The sequence below is a fragment of the Lysobacter sp. CA196 genome (genome assembly GCF_052078695.1).
Taxonomy (GTDB): Bacteria; Pseudomonadota; Gammaproteobacteria; order Xanthomonadales; family Xanthomonadaceae; genus Lysobacter.
This window is the reverse complement of the sequence record NZ_JBQJIN010000002.1, coordinates 140,641-159,106: the sequence shown is the minus strand read 5'-3', so window position 1 is coordinate 159,106 and position 18,466 is coordinate 140,641. Positions and strand designations below refer to the sequence as shown.

General features: G+C 66.0%; 14 protein-coding genes and 1 pseudogene. 5 read left to right on the top strand and 10 right to left on the bottom strand.

Features of this window, described 5'->3' with window-relative positions; translation table 11 throughout:
* Positions 1–66: 66 nt before the first annotated feature.
* Together ACTOWK_RS03405 and ACTOWK_RS03400 are read right to left on the bottom strand one after the other, a co-directional pair.
* On the bottom strand, positions 67–1,191 hold the full coding sequence (locus ACTOWK_RS03405) for a glycosyltransferase (protein WP_441328787.1): 1,125 nt from the start codon (positions 1,189–1,191) through the stop codon (positions 67–69).
* Positions 1,192–1,216: 25 nt separating this feature from the next.
* The gene (locus ACTOWK_RS03400; protein WP_441328786.1) at positions 1,217–2,077 is read right to left on the bottom strand and encodes a glycosyltransferase family 2 protein; all 861 of its coding nucleotides are present in this window, start codon (positions 2,075–2,077) and stop codon (positions 1,217–1,219) included.
* A gap of 135 nt (positions 2,078–2,212) precedes the next feature.
* Here ACTOWK_RS03400 and pilB point away from each other — a divergent pair, with 135 nt between their 5' ends.
* The 4 genes from pilB to coaE are packed head-to-tail and all read left to right on the top strand — an operon-like array spanning position 2,213 to position 6,748.
* Complete coding sequence (gene pilB, locus ACTOWK_RS03395; protein WP_441328785.1) at positions 2,213–3,940, top strand: type IV-A pilus assembly ATPase PilB; 1,728 nt, start codon at positions 2,213–2,215, stop codon at positions 3,938–3,940.
* A gap of 3 nt (positions 3,941–3,943) precedes the next feature.
* Complete coding sequence (locus ACTOWK_RS03390) at positions 3,944–5,212, top strand: type II secretion system F family protein (protein ID WP_441328784.1); 1,269 nt, start codon at positions 3,944–3,946, stop codon at positions 5,210–5,212.
* Positions 5,213–5,233: 21 nt separating this feature from the next.
* Positions 5,234–6,121 carry a prepilin peptidase gene (locus ACTOWK_RS03385; protein WP_441328783.1) on the top strand — a complete coding sequence of 296 codons (888 nt, stop codon included), beginning with the start codon at positions 5,234–5,236 and terminating at the stop codon, positions 6,119–6,121.
* Positions 6,122–6,124: 3 nt separating this feature from the next.
* Positions 6,125–6,748, top strand: coding sequence for a dephospho-CoA kinase (gene coaE / locus ACTOWK_RS03380; RefSeq protein ID WP_441328782.1), 624 nt, complete (start codon positions 6,125–6,127; stop codon positions 6,746–6,748).
* Between the two features lie 73 nt (positions 6,749–6,821).
* Here the strand turns inward: coaE and ACTOWK_RS03375 are convergent, their stop codons facing one another.
* The 3 genes from ACTOWK_RS03375 to ACTOWK_RS03365 form a co-directional block, all read right to left on the bottom strand.
* Positions 6,822–7,901, bottom strand: coding sequence for a Nudix family hydrolase (locus ACTOWK_RS03375; protein WP_441328781.1), 1,080 nt, complete (start codon positions 7,899–7,901; stop codon positions 6,822–6,824).
* Positions 7,885–10,605, bottom strand: a complete 2,721-nt coding sequence (gene secA / locus ACTOWK_RS03370; RefSeq protein ID WP_441328780.1) for a preprotein translocase subunit SecA — start codon at positions 10,603–10,605, stop codon at positions 7,885–7,887. Before secA ends, ACTOWK_RS03375 begins: the two co-directional genes overlap by 17 nt.
* Positions 10,606–11,109: 504 nt before the next feature.
* Positions 11,110–12,021: a peptidoglycan DD-metalloendopeptidase family protein gene (locus tag ACTOWK_RS03365; protein WP_441328779.1), complete on the bottom strand. Its 912-nt coding sequence runs from the start codon at positions 12,019–12,021 to the stop codon at positions 11,110–11,112.
* Between the two features lie 7 nt (positions 12,022–12,028).
* On the opposite strand from ACTOWK_RS03365, the gene ACTOWK_RS03360 reads away from it, so the two are divergent.
* Positions 12,029–12,475, top strand: a complete 447-nt coding sequence (locus ACTOWK_RS03360; protein ID WP_441328778.1) for a DciA family protein — start codon at positions 12,029–12,031, stop codon at positions 12,473–12,475.
* Between the two features lie 276 nt (positions 12,476–12,751).
* On the opposite strand, the gene lpxC is transcribed toward ACTOWK_RS03360, so the two are convergent.
* The 5 genes and pseudogenes from lpxC to ACTOWK_RS03335 all read right to left on the bottom strand — a co-directional run bounded on the left by lpxC (position 12,752) and on the right by ACTOWK_RS03335 (position 18,464).
* Positions 12,752–13,660: a UDP-3-O-acyl-N-acetylglucosamine deacetylase gene (gene lpxC, locus ACTOWK_RS03355; protein ID WP_441328777.1), complete on the bottom strand. Its 909-nt coding sequence runs from the start codon at positions 13,658–13,660 to the stop codon at positions 12,752–12,754.
* A gap of 391 nt (positions 13,661–14,051) precedes the next feature.
* Positions 14,052–15,281: a cell division protein FtsZ gene (ftsZ, locus tag ACTOWK_RS03350; protein WP_441328776.1), complete on the bottom strand. Its 1,230-nt coding sequence runs from the start codon at positions 15,279–15,281 to the stop codon at positions 14,052–14,054.
* Between the two features lie 203 nt (positions 15,282–15,484).
* Positions 15,485–16,735, bottom strand: coding sequence for a cell division protein FtsA (gene ftsA / locus ACTOWK_RS03345; RefSeq protein WP_441328775.1), 1,251 nt, complete (start codon positions 16,733–16,735; stop codon positions 15,485–15,487).
* 56 nt (positions 16,736–16,791) lie between these two features.
* Positions 16,792–17,472, bottom strand: a pseudogene (locus tag ACTOWK_RS03340) (cell division protein FtsQ/DivIB); the annotation flags it as partial.
* Entirely contained in the window at positions 17,469–18,464 is a 996-nt protein-coding gene (locus ACTOWK_RS03335) for a D-alanine--D-alanine ligase (RefSeq protein ID WP_441328920.1), read from the bottom strand. The gene ACTOWK_RS03335 and the pseudogene ACTOWK_RS03340, both read right to left, overlap by 4 nt.
* Positions 18,465–18,466: the final 2 nt, after the last annotated feature.

Below are 18,466 nucleotides of genomic sequence, written 5' to 3'. Positions count from 1 at the left end.
GGCAACCGACATGTCTGCGCACCGAGCCCACCTCGAAGCGCGTTCGCCCAATGATCCGAGTCCAGGTCAATCATTCGTGGCGATCCGCTGGGCGATCCTCTCTATCGAGAAGCGTTCGTTCATGGCGCCCAAAGCCGCCTCATCGTGATCGGACCGCAGCGACACGCGAATCGCCTCGGCAAATGCATCGGCATCGACGCTTCGTGCCAGCCATCCGGTTCCTTCCCCGATCAGCGTCGGCAAATCGCCGACCGGCATCGAAACCACTGGGAGCGCAAACTTCATCGCATCGGAGAACACCACCGGAATGCTTTCTATACGCGAGGGCAACAGCAAGCGATCCGCCTCGCCGAACGCTCGCGAAGCTTGTTCGCGATCGAGATATCCACTGAGACGGACCGGTCGGCCAGCGGCCTGAAGCGCCGCGACGCCTCGATCGATCCCGTCCTTCAACGGCCCGCCACCGGCGACATGAACTTCACCGATGCGCGCCCAATCCTCATCGCCCAGGAGCGCCAGGGCGTCCATCAAGAGATCGGCCCCCTTGTTCGGATGCCAGCGGCCAAGAAACAGCAGGCGATGAGGCGCGGCCCTCGAAACCGGACGCGACCGTACCGCATCCAATTTTCGCGTGCTTGGAAGAAAATCGAACCGGCGCCCCGTAATCCGTTCGGCATCTTGCCTCAGGCGCATGCCATCGGCGTAAGCCCGGTTCGCATCTCGCGATACGCTGCCCAAGAATTCTCGAATCAGAGGGATGCGCCCGAGCGACCAGATATCGCTGCCCAGGGCCCACACGCTATAGGGGACGCCGTCCCTGTTTTTCAAAGCGCGTGCGGCCCACCCTGAGGGCAGCACCCAGAATGCGAGCGCATGACGAATACGGCCGTCGCCGTTCGCGGCAAGTACCGTTCGCCGCAGCGAACGCAAAGTACGCACGATCGACAGCCAGTTGCGCGGATCGCCTGGCGACAACAACGACAAGGGTTTGTCGGGAGCTGCGAACGACCACACTTCGACGAGCCCGTGCATGCTGATCTCTTCCGAGCGCCCCGGCGCCACGACTCTCACCGGCATCAGACCAGCGAGCTCATGCGCCAGATCGGACACGAAAGCCCCTGCCGCTTCGCTTCCGTCGCCCGCACGCGCGTAAGAAGTGCTGATCAACAAGGCGACATCGGCGCCGCTCATGACTTCGCAACTGCTTGCCGGCGGCTCATGGCTTGTCGGTGCGGGTATAGGTCAACGAAGTGATCTGCTCTGACACCAGTCCGATCAGAAAGACGATCACCGCCGCACTGAGCATCAATGCGCTCATATTGGTGAACCGGCCCTGGGTGGCGAAAGTCCAGGCGTAATGCCCCAGGCCCAGCAGCGCGAAGCTGACCGCAGCGGGCGCGAACAACTTCAACGGCGAATAGAGCGTGGCGATCTTGAAAATGATGAGCAAGAAGCGAACGCCATCGCGCAAAGGCCGGATATGGCTTTGCGTCCCGACCCGCCGCGCAACCTCGATCGGTACGTAAGTGACCGGATAAGCGCTGCGGAAGAACGCCATCGTGCTGGTAGTCGGGTAGCTGAAACCGTTCGGCAGCAGATGCAGGAACTCGCGGAACTTGGCTGCACGCACGGCCCGGAAGCCCGAGGTCAGGTCCTGGATCTTGTGCCCCGTCATCCAACTGGCCAGACGGTTGTACAAGGCGTTCGCGGCACCGCGCCCGACGCTGGCCTGGCCACCGGAATTGCGCGCGCCCACCGCCATGTCGTAGCCCGCCTCCAAGCGCTCCAGCAGCAACTGGATGTGAGCCGGGTCATGCTGGCCATCGGCATCCATGAATACGATGACTTCACCGCTCGCGGCACGGGCGCCACGCTTGATCGCCGCTCCATTGCCCATCGAGTACGGCGAAGACAGCACCGTGGCGCCCAGGCTGGCGGCGACCGCGGCGGTATCGTCGGTCGAGCCGTCGTCGACCACGATGATCTCGGCCCCGGGCAGGGCCCGGCGCAGGGCCGGCAGGGTGCCACGAAGGCCTTCCGACTCGTTTTTGGCCGGCAAAACTACAGATACGTGCATGTTCTCTCCCCAAGGGTGCAGGATAGCGTGTAGATACCGGGGCTTGAACCGCCCGACTCCAGAAAAGCGACAGCGGTCAGCTCGCCACGGTCTGAGATTGAGGTAAAGTCAGGGTGGGGAAAACTGAGGGCTGAAATGTCCAGCGTCGCGACCGCCAACTTGGTGGGTATCACCGGCATTGCCCGGCGTTTGGTCTTGGATGGAGCCTTGGACGAGGTCAAGGCACGCGAAGCCATGGCCGCGGCCAGCGCGGAGCGCAAGCCATTGGCTACCTACCTCGCCGAACATCGGCTAGCCACCTCCGCGCAATTGGCCGCCGCCAACTCGATTGAGTTCGGCGTGCCACTGTTCGACCCGAGCACTCTGGACCCCAGCCAGTCCGCGGTCCGGGCCATCAGCGAAGAGCTGATCCGCAAACACAGCGCGCTGCCGCTGTTCAAGCGCGGCAACAAGTTGTTCATCGGCCTGGCCGACCCGACCAATACCGCCGCCCTGGACGAGATCAAGTTCCAGACCAATGCCGCGGTCGAGGCCATCCTGGTCGACGAGGAGCTGATCCGCCGGACCCTGGACCGTTGGCTGGAGAATTCCGACGCCCTGGCCAATGCGGTCGGCGATGGCGAAGGGTTGGACACCCTGGAGATCGGCAAGGACGAGGACCTCAGCACCACCAGCGACAGCGGCATCGACGCCAAGGGCGACGACACCCCGGTCGTCAAGTTCATCAACAAGGTCCTGGTCGACGCGATCCGCCGCGGCGCCTCGGACATCCACTTCGAGCCCTACGAGACCGACTACCGGGTGCGCCTGCGCATCGACGGTCTGCTCAAGCAGGTCGCCAAGGTCCCGAACAAACTCCACTCGCGCATCGCCGCGCGCCTGAAGGTCATGGCGCAGCTCGACATCGCCGAGAAGCGCGTGCCGCAGGACGGCCGCATCAAGCTCAATCTGTCCAAGACCAAGCAGATCGACTTCCGCATGAGCACCTTGCCGACCCTGTTCGGCGAGAAAATCGTGCTGCGCATCCTCGACGGCAGCGCCGCCCGTCTCGGCATCGAGAAGCTCGGCTACGAGGACTACCAGAAAGAATTGTTCATCAATGCCGTGGTCAAGCCCTACGGCATGGTGCTGGTGACCGGCCCGACCGGCTCGGGCAAGACCGTCTCGCTGTACACCGCGCTGAACATCCTCAACGATGAGCAGCGCAACATCTCCACGGTCGAAGACCCGGTCGAAATCCGCGTACCCGGCATCAACCAAGTGCAGATGAACGTCAAGCGCGGCATGACCTTCGCCGCCGCGCTGCGCAGCTTCCTGCGTCAGGATCCGGACGTGATCATGGTCGGCGAAATCCGCGACCTGGAAACCGCCGAGATCGCAATCAAGGCCGCCCAGACCGGCCACATGGTGCTGTCGACCCTGCACACCAACGACGCGCCGCAGACCATCGCCCGCCTCATGAACATGGGCGTCGCGCCCTACAACATCACCTCGTCGGTGACCCTGGTCATCGCCCAGCGCCTCGCCCGCCGTCTGCACGACTGCAAACGCGAGGTGCATCTGCCGGAACACGCTCTGCTCGCCGAAGGCTTCAGCCCGGAAGAGATCGCGTCCGGATTCAAACTGTACGAGCCGGCGGGATGCCCGGATTGCACCGAAGGCTACAAGGGACGTACCGGCATCTATCAGGTCATGCCCATGACCGACGAAATCCAGGCCATCGTGCTGGAGGGCGGCAACGCGATGCAGTTCGCGGCCGCCGCCATCAAGTCCGGCGTGAACGACTTGCGCCGCTCCGCACTGATCAAGGTGATGAACGGCGTCACCGGCCTGGCCGAAATCAACCGCGTAACCAAGGACTAAGCCATGTCCGCGACCCGATCCGCCACCCGCACCGCCGCCAAACAAGCACCAGCGGTACGCCGCGCCAACCCACTGGACATGTTCGTCTGGCAGGGCACCGACAAGCGCGGCATCGTCATGAAGGGCGAACAGCAGGCCAAGAATGCCAACATGCTGCGCGCCGAACTGCGCCGCCAGGGCATCACCCCGACCGTGGTCAAGCTGAAGGGCAAGCCCCTGTTCGGCGCGAGCGGCAAACGCATCACCCCGGGCGAGATAGCGATCTTCAGCCGTCAGATCGCCACCATGATGAAGTCGGGCGTGCCGATCGTGACCTCGCTGGAGATCATCGGCGAGGGGCACAAGAACCCGCGCATGAAGACCCTGCTCAACACCATACGCGCCGACATCGAGAGCGGTTCGTCGCTGAATGAGTCGTTGTCCAAGCACCCGGTCCAGTTCGACGAGCTGTACCGCAACCTGGTCAAGGCCGGCGAGTCCGCCGGTGTGCTCGAAACCGTGCTGGATACCATCGCGAGCTACAAGGAAAACATCGAGACCCTCAAGGGCAAGATCAAGAAGGCCCTGTTCTATCCGGCCACCGTGGTCGCCGTCGCGATCCTGGTCAGCGCGATCCTGCTGATCTTCGTCGTGCCGCAGTTCCAGGCCACCTTCAAGAGCTTCGGCGCCGACTTGCCGGCCTTCACCTTGATGGTCATCGGCATGAGCGACTTCATGATCAAGTGGTGGTGGGCGATCCTGCTGCTCGTGGTCGGCGCCGCCATCGCCTTCATCATGACCAAGAACCGCTCGCCGGCGTTCGCCCACTTCCTCGACCGGGCCATGCTCAAGATCCCGGTGGTCGGGCAGATCCTGCACAACGCCGCAATCGCCCGCTTCGCCCGCACCCTCGCGGTCACCTTCCGCGCCGGCGTGCCGCTGGTCGAGGCCCTCGATACGGTCGCAGGCGCGACCGGCAACGTGGTCTACGAAAAGGCCGTGTACCGGATCCGCGACGACGTCTCGGTCGGCTACCAGGTCAACATGGCGATGAAGCAGGTCAACCTGTTCCCGCACATGGTGGTGCAGATGACCGCCATCGGCGAAGAGGCCGGCGCCCTCGACACCATGCTGGTGAAGGTCGCCGAGTTCTACGAGCAGGAGGTCAACAACGCGGTCGACGCGCTGTCGAGCCTGTTGGAACCGCTGATCATGATCATCCTGGGGGTCATCGTCGGCGGCATGGTGGTCGCGATGTACCTGCCGATCTTCAAACTTGCTGCGACGGTCTGATCGGGGAAGTATCCTTTCCGCATGGCATTTCTAGATCAGAACCCCGGCCTCGGGTACCCCCTCGCGGCCGGTTTCGGACTGCTGCTCGGCAGCTTCCTCAACGTCGTCATCCTGCGCATGCCCAAGCGGCTGATGTGGCAGTGGAAGAAGGACGCCCGCGAAATCCTGGAGCTGCCGGAGGTCTACGACCCCCCGCCGCCCGGGATCGTGGTCGAGCGCTCGCATTGCCCGCATTGCAAGCACCAGCTGTCCTGGTACGAGAACATCCCGGTGTTCAGTTACCTGGTGCTGCGTGGGCGCTGCCGTAGCTGCAAGACTCCGATCTCGATCCAGTACCCGGCGGTCGAGCTGCTGACCATGCTGTTGATGGTGGCCTGCGTGTGGCGCTTCGGCTTCGGCTGGCAGGGCTTCGGCGCGATGGTCTTCACCGGCTTCCTGATCGCGATGTCGGGCATCGACTTCAAGACCCAGTTGCTGCCCGACCAACTGACCCTGCCGCTGATGTGGCTGGGCATCGTCGCCAGCAGCGACAACCTGTATTTCCAGACCAAGCCGGCCGTGCTCGGCGCGATCGCCGGCTATATGAGCCTGTGGCTGGTCAACTGGGTCTACAAGCAGTACCAGGTCGTGGTCAGACGGGTCAAAGACCCGCATGAAGGCATGGGCCACGGCGACTTCAAGCTGCTCGCCGCGATCGGTGCCTGGGTCGGCCTCAAGGGCGTCCTGCCGACGATCCTGCTGTCGTCCTTCGTCGGCGCCGTGATCGGTTCGATCTGGCTGGCGGTCAAGGGCCGCGACATGGGCATTCCGATCCCGTTCGGCCCTTACCTGGCTATCGCCGGCTGGCTCACCTTCTTCTGGGGCGAGTCCCTGCTCCAGGCCTATCTGCAGTTCTCCGGCCTCGCCTGAGTCATGGCGGCGTTTTGCGTCGGCGTCACCGGCGGCGTGGCTTCCGGGAAAAGCGAAGTCACCCGGCAGTTCCAGGCCTTGGGCATCGTCGTGGCCGATGCCGACCTGGCCGCACGTGCGGCCGTCGCGGCCGGCAGCGCCGGGCTGGCTGAAGTCGTCGCCGAATTCGGCGCGTCCGTCCTGGACGCCCAGGGTGCGCTCGACCGCGCCGCCATGCGCGAACTCGTGTTCGGCAATGATGGCGCCCGACGCCGGCTCGAAGCCATCGTCCATCCGCGGGTCCGTTCGATGCTGCTGGACCAGTGCGCAAACGCGCCCGGTCCCTACGCAGTCGCGGCGATTCCCCTGCTCGCCGAAGGCGGCGGGCGCGAAGCGTATCCGTGGCTGGACCGCGTGCTCGTGGTCGACGTGCCGGTCGACATCCAGCAGGCCCGGGTGATGCGACGCGATCGCATCGACGGCGATCTCGCCCTGCGCATGATCGCGGCCCAGGCGACTCGTGGCGAGCGCCTGGCCATCGCCGACGACGTCATCGTCAACGACGGCCCGATCGAGGCCCTGGCGGCCCAGGTCGCGGCCCTGGATCGGCGCTATCGGGCCCTGGCTGCGAATCACACAGCCGACTGACCCGCTCGACCGAAGCCGCCAGCCGAACCTGTCAGCAGAACCCGCCAGCCAATCCAGACCGGCGCTTTAGCAGTCAGCCCGCGGCCCAAAGCCCCCGGATGGCGGCGATGCCCTGCGCGCCATAGCGACGTGCTTCGGGCAGGTCATCCGGGACCAGGCCGCCGATCGCATAGATCGGCAGCGACACCGACTCGCGCAAGGCCGAGAACGCCTCCCAGCCGATCCCCAGCACACCGGGATGGCTCGGCGTCGGCTTGATCGAGCCGACCACGGCGAAGTCGCAGCCCAGCGCCTGGGCGGCCCGCAGCTCGTCGGCGTCGTGGCAGGAGGCCGCCAGAGCCATCCCGACCGGCACCGGCCGCTCGCCCTGCTCGCGCAGTTGCACGGCGCGCAGATGCAGGCCTACGCCCAATGCGTTCGCCATGGCGGCGTCGCCGTTGACCAGCACCTCCGCCTGCACGGCGCGACAGCGCGCCACTGCCGCCACGGCCAGCCGCTGGCTGCGCTCGGCCTCGACGGTGCGCAGGCGCAGCTGCACGCGGCGTACGCCGGCCTGCAGTGAGCGCGACAGCGCATCGAGCCAGGCGGCGTCGCTCTCGCCCGGCTCGGGCGTGACCAGATAGTGTTCGGGTTGCTGCAGTGCGGCGACCACCGGGCGATCCGCCGGCGGCATCGCATAGCTGGCGAGTTTGTGCGGCGGCACCCAAACCAGCGCCTGGCCTTCGCGACCGCGCGCGGTACCGCGCCACTGACGGATCTCGCGCACGTCCAGGACCAGACGCTTGTCCGGGTAAGCCTGCGGCACGCGAATCACCGCGGTGCCGACCTCGGCCTCGATGCCCAGTTCTTCGTGCAGCTCGCGTGCGAGCGCGGCCTCGGGCGTCTCGCCGGGCTCGCGCTTGCCGCCCGGGAATTCCCACAGGCCGGCCAGATCGCGGCCTTCGGTGCGGCGCGCGAGCAGGACCCGCCCGCGCGCGTCGCGGATTACCCCGGCGACGACTTCTACCAGCCGGGAGCGGGGATTGGGAGTTCGGGATTCGGAAGCGGCTAGTGCTGCTGCAGCGGCCGCGTCGTCGGGAACCGGTTCGGATTCCGCCTTGCGACTCCCGATGCCCGACTCCCGAGCCCCGCCTTGCTCAGGCCAATTGCCCATGGCAATGCTTGAACTTCTTGCCGCTGCCGCAAGGGCAAGGATCGTTGCGACCGGCGTTGGCGAAGGCTTCCTCGGACACCTGCGCGGCTTCCTCGTCGGCGCCGAAGCCGCCGGCGGAAGCGTGCTGGAACTGCATCTGCCGCGCTTGCGCTTCGGCCTGAGCGCGTTCGAGCGCTTCCATCTCGGCGACTTCCTGCTCGCTCTGGATGCGCACGCGGGCCAGGATCGTCACCACCTCGCGCTTGACCTTGTCCAGCATCTCCGAGAACAGCTCGAAGGCTTCTTTCTTGTATTCCTGCTTGGGCTGCTTCTGCGCGTAACCGCGCAGATGGATGCCCTGGCGCAGATAGTCCATGCGCGCCAGATGCTCCTTCCAGTTCTGGTCGAGCACGTTGAGCATGATGTGCTTCTCGAGCATGCGCATGGTCTCGGCGCCGACCTGGCTCTCGCGGGTGGTGAAATGCCCTTCCACCGCATCCTGCACGTGCTGCGCGATGGTCTCGGCGTCGAGCTCCTCGGCGGTACGCGCGGTCTCGACCAGCGGCACCTGGACGTTGAACTCCTGCGCGATCGTCGCTTCCAGGCCCGGCAGGTCCCATTGCTCGTCGACCGAATTGGCCGGCACGTAGCGCTGGACCATGTCGGCGACCACGTCGCCGCGGATGCCCACCACGTTGTCCTGCACACTCTCGGCTTCCAGCAACTCGTCGCGCTGGCCGTAGATGACCTTGCGCTGGTCGTTGTTGACATCGTCGAAGTCGAGCAGGTTCTTGCGGATGTCGAAGTTATGGGCTTCGACCTTGCGCTGCGCGTTGGCGATCTGCTTGGTCACCAGCGGACTTTCGATGATGTCGTCTTCCTTCAGGCCCATGCGCGCCATCACGCGCTGGACCCAGTCGGCCGCGAAGATACGCATCAGATTGTCTTCGAGCGACAGATAGAAGCGCGAGGAACCCGGGTCGCCCTGGCGACCGGCGCGGCCGCGCAGCTGGTTGTCGATACGACGCGATTCGTGGCGTTCGGTGCCGACGATGTGCAGGCCGCCGGACGCCTTGACCTGATCGTGGCGCTCCTGCCAGGCTGCCTTGAGGCGCTTGAGGGTCACTTCGTCGACCGGCTCGCCGCCGTTCTGCGCGGCGAGCTCGGCGAGCTCGGCTTCGAGCGAACCGCCGAGCACGATGTCGGTGCCGCGGCCGGCCATGTTGGTGGCGATGGTGATCGCGCCCGGACGACCGGCCTGGGCGATGATGTTGGCTTCGCGCTCGTGCTGCTTGGCGTTCAGCACTTCGTGCGCCACGCCGGCCTCGGTGAGTTGCTGGCTCAGCATCTCCGAGACTTCGATCGAGGTCGTACCGACCAGCACCGGCTGGCCGCGCTCGTGCGCCGCCTTGATCTCGCCGAGCACCGCGCGGTACTTGCCGGCGCGATTGAGGAACACCTGGTCGGAGTGATCCTTTCGCTGCATCGGCCGGTTGGTCGGGATCACGATCACTTCCAGGCCGTAGATGCTCTGGAATTCGTAAGCCTCGGTGTCCGCCGTACCGGTCATGCCGGACAGCTTCTTGTACATGCGGAACAGGTTCTGGAAGGTGATCGAAGCCAGCGTCTGGTTCTCGCGCTGGACCGGCACGCCTTCCTTCGCCTCGACCGCCTGATGCAGACCGTCCGACCAGCGTCGGCCCTGCAGGGTGCGGCCGGTGAACTCGTCGACGATCACCACCTCGCCGTCGCGGACGATGTAGTCCACGTCGCGCTGGTAGATCGCATGCGCGCGCAGCGCGGCATTGAGGTGATGGACCACGCTGATGTTGTGGCCGGCGTACAGCGAGTCCTCGTCTTCCTGCAGGATCCCTGCCTTGCGCAGCAGGTCTTCGGCGTGTTCCTGGCCGGCTTCGGACAGATGCACCTGCTTGCCCTTCTCGTCGACCCAGTAGTCGCCCTCGCCGTCTTCCTTCTCCTGGCGGATCAGCGACGGCACGATGCGGTTGACCTTGATGTACAGCTCCGGCGATTCGTCGGCCGGGCCGGAAATGATCAAGGGCGTGCGCGCCTCGTCGATCAGGATCGAGTCGACTTCGTCGACGATCGCGTAATGCAGGCTGCGCTGATAGCGGTCTTCCTTCGACAGCGCCATGTTGTCGCGCAGGTAGTCGAAGCCGAATTCGTTGTTGGTGCCGTAGGTGATGTCGCTGGCATAGGCGGCATGCTTGTCGCTGTGCTGCATGCCCGGATAGACCACGCCGACGCTCAGGCCGAGCCAGTTATACAGCTTGCCCATCCACGCCGAGTCGCGGCGTGCGAGGTAGTCGTTGACCGTGACCACGTGCACGCCCTGGCCTTCCAGCGCGTTGAGATAGACCGGGAGCGTACCGACCAGGGTCTTGCCCTCGCCGGTGCGCATCTCGGCGATCTTGCCCAGATGCAGGACCATGCCGCCGATCAGCTGGACGTCGTAGTGACGCATGCCCAGCACGCGCCTGGACGCCTCGCGGCAGACCGCGAACGCCTCCGGCAGCAGCTTGTCGAGCGATTCGCCGTCGGCGATACGCTTCTGGAACTCCGGCGTCTTGGCCTGCAGCTGGGCATCGGAGAGCTTCTCCATCTCCGGCTCGAGCGCATTGATCCTGACGACGGATCGTTGCAGTTGACGCAGCAGACGATCGTTGCGGCTGCCGAAAACGCGGGTAAGCAAGCTGTTGAGCATGAACGGGTCCGTGTAAAGCGAACGGGGTGGCACAGGCGGGACGGTTTAAGAGCGCGCCGCCGCCGGCAAGTTCCCCAGGAATCCAGACGACCGGCCGATCCTTGCGTTCCGGTCTCCCGAAAACGCAATCGGAGGCGCCGTGCGCCCCCGATCGGATCGAGCCTGGTCTTTGGCCACACGCATTCTAGCGTGGGGGGCGACCTGAACGGTATCAAGGGGGATGTGCGCCGATCGAATGTGGGACTTTGCCCGATTCCACAGTTCGGCGGATTCCCTGGGTCGGGTGAGTCCGTACTTGGCGGGGAAATCTACGGGCTCGTCAGCCGGCTATAGGGTGTTCAGCGCGGGAGGCCCTTCGACTTGGACGGCTGTAGAGCCCGATTAGTCGGTACGCGGGCCGGCGGATATCGGCCAGGACTGTCGCCCTGTATACCCGGTTGGCCCGCCGCAGCGCGGCGGGCGTTCGACAGGCCCGCGAGCCAGTGGCTCGCGAGCGGGCCTGTCTCACCCCCTCAACGGGGATTGCTGGTTGAGGAACTTGAGCGGGTTCACCACCCGGCCGCCTTCCCAGACTTCAAAATGCACGTGGGCGCCGGTGGAACGGCCGCTGGAGCCGGCCTTGGCGATCTCCTGGCCGGCACGCACGAGTTCGCCGACCTTGAGCAGCAGATTGGAATTGTGCGCGTAACGCGTCACGTAGCCGTTGCCGTGGTCGATCTCGATCACGTTGCCGTAGCCCGAACGCACGCCGGAGTAGCTGACCACGCCGTCGGCCACGGCCAGCACCGGGTCGCCGACGTCGGCTTCGAAATCGATGCCCTTGTGGAACGCGGCGCCGCCATTGAACGGGTCGGCGCGGCCGCCGAAGCCGGAGGTGATGTAGCTGTTGGCGATCGGCGCGCGCGAGGGCACCGCGTTCATGTCGATCTGGCGGTTGAACAGCAGCGACTCGAGCACCGAGAGCTGTTCGCCCGAGGCCTTGAACTGACGGTCGAGCAGGTCCATGCCGGCGTCGAGCTCGGGCTTGGCCATGTCGCGCACCGGACCGGCGCCACCGACGCCGACCGGCTTTTCGAAATCGAACTCGCCGTCCTGCAACTGGCCGATCCGGGTCAGGCGCTCGCCGAGCGCGTTGAGACGGTTGGCTTCGGCCTGCAATTCGCCCATGCGTGCAGCAAGGGCGTTGATCTCGCGCTGCGCGTCGCGGCGCGTCGCGGTGATCTGGGCCTGCTGCTGGGTCAACTGCGCGCGTAGCATGCGGTTGTCGGCGATGCCCGCACCGGCACCGATGCTGACGCCGGTGCCGAGCAGCAATGCGATGGCGAGCGCCGGACGGCGGGAGCCGATCCGTCCGGCCTGCTGGAAGAACTCGCCCAGCCTGGCTCGTGTGTTGTCTACGATGGTTTTATAGGTCATGTGTCCGATGTCTTATTCCAAGCCCAAGCCGCCGTCGCGCGGTCCCTCGAAGCCGCGCATCGCCTTGGATGCATTGCTCGAAGATCCCGCTGGCAACCCGATCCGCCGAGCCCTTTGGCTCGACGAACTGGACCGTCGGTTACGCCCCTACCTGCCGCCTTCGCTCGCCGCGCACGCGCGGTTGGCCAACTTCGAACGCGGCAGGCTCGTGTATGTCGTCGATGCTCCGGTGTGGCGCGCCAAACTCAGGCTCGCGGCTCCGGAACTGCTCGACGCAGCCCGATCCGTCGGGCTGGAAGCGGCCGAATTCGTCGTCAAGACGACGATTCCCAACCCGGCGGCAGCGCCGGTCAGAAAGGCCAAACCCATGTCGGCTGCGACGCTGGAAGCGCTGCAAGCCGCGCTGGCGTCGCTGAAGAAACCTGATCCGTCAGGGTCCAGCGACGCCGGCTGACGCTCGGGGCGGTTCGCGTCGTCGACGCAAACCGGCGGGGGTCCGAGAGCCGGGGTCGGGGCATCCTACTGGCCCTCCCCCTCGGCTTTGTTAAAGAGCCGGAAGCATTTCAGAAAGGTTTCGTTATAAAAACGTTAATACGTCACGCGCCGTTCACGAGTGTGACCACGTTAACGTTCTTGGGTTTCCGGGCTGAGCGGCCGGTCGCGCATTCAGTTTCGGACGCCGTTTCGGCGGCGTCCACCTCATCCCGGCCGGGACGGCCGGCATTACCGATCAGGCCGGAACGGGCTCGCCATAGGCGACCGGAGTCGGCTCCGAACCGGTGTAAGTCACCTGCTCCCAGGCCGAGCGTTCGGCCAGCAGGGCGCGCACCAGCTTGTTGTTGAGCGCGTGGCCGGACTTGTAGCCCTCGTAGGCGCCGATGACGGCGTGGCCTGCAAGGTAGAGGTCGCCGACCGCGTCGAGGATCTTGTGGCGGACGAACTCGTCGGCGTAGCGCAGGCCGTCGTCGTTGAGCACGCGGAACTCGTCGAGCACGATCGCATTGTCCATCGAGCCGCCGAGGCCGAGGTTGCGTTCGCGCATGTATTCCAGGTCGCGCATGAAACCGAAGGTACGGGCGCGGCTGACTTCGCGGATGTAGTTCTCGGTCGAGAATTCGACTTGCGCACGCGACTGCGCCGCCGGAATCGCCGGATGGTCGAAGACCACGGTGAAGCCGAGGCGGAAACCGTCGAAGGGCTCGAAACGGGCGATCTTGTCGCCGTCGCGCACTTCGACCGGATGCTTGATGCGGATGAAACGCTTGGGCGCGTCCTGCTCGGCGATGCCCGCCGATTGCAGCAGGAACACGAACGGGCCGGCCGAGCCGTCCATGATCGGCACTTCCGGTGCCGACAGTTCGACATAGCAATTGTCGATGCCGAGCCCGGCCATCGCCGACAGCAGATGCTCCACCGTCATGACCTTGCCGGCGCCATAGGTCAGGCCGGTGCACAAGGTGGTCTCGGTGACCAGGTCGGCGCGCGCAGGCAGCTCCACCACCGGGTCGAGATCGACGCGACGGAACACGATGCCGGTATCGGTCGGCGCCGGGCGCAGGGTGAGAAAGACCTTCTCGCCGCTGTGCAGGCCCACGCCGGTGGCGCGGATCACATTTTTGAGGGTGCGCTGACGCAGCATGGTCGTGGGGAGACTTCCGCGGACATGGAGTGATGGTGTCGGCATCGGTCCGCAAAGCCTGCGGACGCGAAGGGGACCGAGCACTGGATGGGGGTGAAACGAAGCCGCGCAAGATTAGCACGCGCAACCCTGAACCTGAACGGAAAGGACACACTGTCCCGCCGTTGTCAACAGCGCTCGTCAAACTGACCGGTCGACCGCCCCGAGGGGTGGGGCCGACCGGCCCAAAAGCCCCCTGCGCCGGGGCGCGGGGGCAAGATGCCTGAAGCCGGGGACGAGTCCGGCCCGAGGGTGGTTCTTGAAGCAGGAACGAGTTGAGAACAGTGAGGAGTGAGCGAAAGCCGCCCTACTCGTTTCTCACTGCTGCCCACTCATTCCTGGCTTCAACGCTTCAATCCGCCTGGCGGCGCAGGAACGCCGGGATGTCCAGGTAGCTGCTGTCGCTGCCGAAATCCGCCACGGCCGGGCCGGTCGGTTCCTGGCGCGAGCTGCTGCCGCGCAGGCTGCCGCCGAAGCTCGGCATCGGCGCATGGCCGACGTCGTCCATCGCCGAAAACTCCGGCTGGCCGGTGGTGGCGTTGCGCACCAGCTGGATCGGCGCGCGCTGCGACTCGCGGTCGTGGCCGTGGCCGTGACCGCGCACCGACTGCTTGGCGGCGACGCGGTTGAGGCCGGTGGCGACCACGGTAACCCGGACCTCGTCCTGCATGTCCGGGTCGAGCACGGTACCGATGACCACGGTCGCGTCTTCGGAAGCGAAGTTCTCGATGGTGCGGCCGACTTCGTCGAACTCGGCCATGGTGAAGTCCGGACCGGCGGTGATGTTGACCAGGATGCCGTTGGCGCCGGCCAGGTTGACGTCGTCGAGCAGCGGGTTCTGGATCGCCGATTCGGCCGCGGCCTGGGCGCGGTCGTCGCCGCGTGCAGCGCCGGTGCCCATCATCGCCAGACCCATCTCGCTCATGACCGTGCGCACGTCGGCGAAGTCGACGTTGATCAGGCCCGGACGCACGATCAGGTCGGCGATGCCCTGCACGGCGCCGAGCAGCACGTCGTTGGCGGCACGGAAGGCCTGGATCATGGTGGCGTTGCGGCCGAGCACGGTGATCAGCTTCTCGTTCGGGATGGTGATCAGCGAATCGCAGTGGTGCGACAGCTCCTCGATGCCCTTCAGCGCGACCTGCATGCGGCGGCGGCCTTCGAACGGGAACGGCTTGGTGACGACCGCGACGGTCAGGATGCCCATCTCCTTGGCGAGCTGGGCCACGACCGGCGCCGCGCCGGTGCCGGTGCCGCCGCCCATGCCGGCGGTGATGAAGACCATGTCGGCGCCGGTCAGCGCATCCATGATGCGTTCGCGATCTTCCAGCGCGGCCTGGCGACCGACTTCCGGATTCGCGCCCGCGCCCAGGCCCTTGGTGACGTTGCTGCCGAGCTGCAGCTGCAGCTTGGCGCCGCAGTTCTTGATCGCCTGCGCGTCGGTGTTGGCGGTGATGAACTCCACCCCGTCGACGTTGCCGCTGACCATGTGCGCCACGGCGTTGCCGCCGCCGCCGCCCACGCCAACGACCTTGATGACCGCGTTCGGGGCCATTTTTTCAACCAGTTCGAAATGTGCCATGTCCTCGTCCTCTTATTAGTGCCGGGATTCGGGGCTCGGGATTCGGGACTCGTAGAGCCCGGTTCCGCGCCTTCACTGCCGACGTTTTGTTTTTTCTAATGGTGAACAACTCGCTCGATCTACCGCTGTACCACTGACTTCCCTGCCGCCCTGTTCCGCTTTTGCTACTGCGAGTCCCGAGTTCCGAGTCCCGCTCGCGGCACTCAAAACTCGCCGCGATACCAGTTCTTGATCTTGTTGAAGAAGCTGCCGGCGCGACCGGTGGAGATCACCGGGCGGCGCGGGTTCTCGATCTGGCTGCCCATCAGCAGCAGGCCGACGCCGGTCGCATGGACCGGGTTGCCGACCACTTCGCCCAGGCCGGTGACGTGCTGCGGAATGCCCACGCGCACCGGCATCTGCAGCATTTCCTCGGCCAGCTCGACCACGCCTTCCATCTTCGAGGCGCCGCCGGTCAGGACCATGCCGGCGCGCACGTGGTGCTCGAAACCCGAGCGGCGCAGTTCGGCCTGGATCATTTCGAAGATTTCCTCGTAGCGCGCCTGCACCGCCTGCGCCAGCGAGTGCCGCGGCATGCGCCGCGGCGGGCGGTCGCCGACGCTCGGCACCTGGATCGATTCCTCGGCCGTCGCCATCTGCCCCAGCGCGCAGGCATAGCGGACCTTGATCTGCTCGGCTTCCGGGGTCGGCGTGCGCAACATGTGGGCGATGTCTTCGGTGACCTTGTCGCCGGCGATCGGCAGGCTCGCGCTGTGCGCGATCGCGCCCTGCACGAACACCGCGATGTCGGTGGTGCCTGCGCCGATGTCGACCAGGACCACGCCGAGCTCGCGCTCGTCGCTGGTCAACACGGCGTTGCTGGAGGCCAGCACGCCGAGAATCAGGTCGTCGACCTGCAGGCCGCAGCGCTGCACGCACTTGCTGATGTTGGCCGCGGCCGACTGCGCGCACACGACCAGGTGCGCATGCACTTCCAGGCGCACGCCGGTCATACCGACCGGGTTGCGGATGCCTTCCTGCGAATCGTCGAGCACGTAGTCGCGCGGGATCGCGTGCAGGATCTTCTGGTCGGCCGGGATCGCCACCGCCTTGGCCGCTTCGAGCACGCGGTCGAGATCGCCATAGGTGACCTCGCCGTCGCGGATCGGCGCGATGCCCTGCGAGTTGCGGCACTGGATGTGGTTGCCGGAGATCGAGGCGTAGACCGAGCGAATCTCGCAGCCGGCCATCAGTTCGGCTTCCTCGATCGCGCGCTGGATCGACTGCACCGTCGATTCGATGTCGACCACGACGCCGCGCTTGAGACCGCGCGATTCGTGCGAACCGATGCCGATGACTTCGATCGGAGTGCCGGGCCGGCCGTCCGAAGGCGTGTACTCGCCCACCAGCGCCACCACCTTGGAGGTGCCGATGTCGAGGCCTACGATCAGCGACTTGTCGCCTTTGCGGTTCATGACTGTCCTTGCTGCTGTTTCGGTGCCGCCGCGGGTGCCTGCACGGGCGCCCAGGACAGCGAAAAACCATTGGTGTAACGAAGATCGGCGCGCGCGAGCACTTGCACGCGCTGAGCCAACAACTGCGGCAACAACCTGACGAAGCGGCCCAGGCGGGCGCGCGCTTCGCTGCGCCCGACCACGATCTGCGCGCCGTTGCCCAGACCGAGCGTCCAACTGCCGCGCTGGTCGACCTCGACCTGCCTCACGTCCATGCCGACCGGTGCGAACAGCTCGCGCGACTCGTTGTACAGCGCGACCACATCGGCGACCCGCGCGTCGGGCCCGCCGAACTGCGGCAGGCCGTCCGGCACCTGGATGTCGTTGACCGGGAACAAACGTCCCTGCTCCGACAACAACTGATCCTTGCCCCAGCGCGCGAACGGCTTGTGTTCGATCACGCTGACCTCGAGCACATCCGGCCAGCGCTTGCGCACTTCGGCATGCTCGACCCAGGGCAGCTTGGCCACCGAGTCCTGCGCCGCCGCCAGGTCCACCGCGAAGAAACCGCGCTGCGCATACGGCAGCAGGGTCTTGCGCAACGACGCCGCATCCACCCGCTCGAACTCGCCGGTCACGCGCAGGCGCTTGAGCGGCCACTGGTTCGCGCCGACCCAGCCGTTGAGCACGGCAACGACCGGCAGCGCGACCAAGGCCAGCGCAAGCAACCATCCGACGAGGCGGAGCATGGCGTTCACGCCGCGTCACCTCCTACGGCGGGCGGCGCGACCACGGTCGCCTCGAGCACGCGCCAGCACAGCTCGTCGTATTCGATGCCGACCTGGCGCGCAGCCTTCGGCACCAATGAGTGGCTGGTCATGCCCGGCGCGGTGTTGACCTCGATCAGATACAGCTGGCCGCTGTTGCGGTCGCGCATCACGTCGACCCGGCCCCAGCCCTTGCAGCCCGCGGCGACGAAGGCTTCCATCGCCAGCAGGCGGATCTCGACTTCGTCGGCGCCATCCAGGCCCGGACACAGGTACTGGGTGTCGTCGGCGATGTACTTGGCGTGGTAGTCGTACCACTCGCCCTTGGGCACGATGCGGATCGACGGCAGCGCGCTGTAGCCCTCGCCGTTGACCAGCACGGCCACGGTCAGCTCGTCGCCGATCACCATCTGCTCCATCAGCATCTCGCCCGGATAGCGCGCGGCGAGCGCCACGGCCTCGTCGATGTCGGCGTCCTTGAGTACGCGCGACACGCCGACGCTGGAGCCTTCGCTGGATGGCTTGATGATCACCGGCAGGCCGATCTCGCGCGCCGCCGCGTGGACGTCGTCGCCTTTGGCGATGCGCTTGTAGCGCGGGGTCGGCAGGCCGGTCGACATCCACACCTGCTTGGTGCGGATCTTGTCCATAGCCAGCGCCGAGCCGAGCACGTCCGAACCGGTATACGGCACGCCGAGCGCTTCCAGCACGCCCTGCAGCACGCCGTCTTCGCCGCCGCCCTTGTTGCCGTGCAGGATGTTGAAGACGCGGTCGACGCCGCCGCTGCGGATCGTATCCATCAGCGCCGGGATGCCGTCGACCGCGAACGCATCGACCCCGCGCGAGCGCAGCGCTTCGAGCACGCCGCGCCCGGAATCCAGCGACACTTCGCGCTCGGCGCTGGTGCCGCCCATGAGCACGGCGACGCGGCCGAACACGGCCGGGTCGGTGACGCGCAACGGCGCGAACTGCGGACTTACCACGC

Coding starts and splice junctions, on each gene's coding strand:
- ACTOWK_RS03405 (WP_441328787.1), bottom strand. CDS start 1,191: ATGAGCGGCGCCGATGTCGCCTTGTTGATCAGCACTTCTTACGCGCGT.
- ACTOWK_RS03400 (WP_441328786.1), bottom strand. CDS start 2,077: ATGCACGTATCTGTAGTTTTGCCGGCCAAAAACGAGTCGGAAGGCCTT.
- pilB (WP_441328785.1), top strand. CDS start 2,213: ATGTCCAGCGTCGCGACCGCCAACTTGGTGGGTATCACCGGCATTGCC.
- ACTOWK_RS03390 (WP_441328784.1), top strand. CDS start 3,944: ATGTCCGCGACCCGATCCGCCACCCGCACCGCCGCCAAACAAGCACCA.
- ACTOWK_RS03385 (WP_441328783.1), top strand. CDS start 5,234: ATGGCATTTCTAGATCAGAACCCCGGCCTCGGGTACCCCCTCGCGGCC.
- coaE (WP_441328782.1), top strand. CDS start 6,125: ATGGCGGCGTTTTGCGTCGGCGTCACCGGCGGCGTGGCTTCCGGGAAA.
- ACTOWK_RS03375 (WP_441328781.1), bottom strand. CDS start 7,901: ATGGGCAATTGGCCTGAGCAAGGCGGGGCTCGGGAGTCGGGCATCGGG.
- secA (WP_441328780.1), bottom strand. CDS start 10,605: ATGCTCAACAGCTTGCTTACCCGCGTTTTCGGCAGCCGCAACGATCGT.
- ACTOWK_RS03365 (WP_441328779.1), bottom strand. CDS start 12,021: ATGACCTATAAAACCATCGTAGACAACACACGAGCCAGGCTGGGCGAG.
- ACTOWK_RS03360 (WP_441328778.1), top strand. CDS start 12,029: ATGTCTTATTCCAAGCCCAAGCCGCCGTCGCGCGGTCCCTCGAAGCCG.
- lpxC (WP_441328777.1), bottom strand. CDS start 13,660: ATGCTGCGTCAGCGCACCCTCAAAAATGTGATCCGCGCCACCGGCGTG.
- ftsZ (WP_441328776.1), bottom strand. CDS start 15,281: ATGGCACATTTCGAACTGGTTGAAAAAATGGCCCCGAACGCGGTCATC.
- ftsA (WP_441328775.1), bottom strand. CDS start 16,735: ATGAACCGCAAAGGCGACAAGTCGCTGATCGTAGGCCTCGACATCGGC.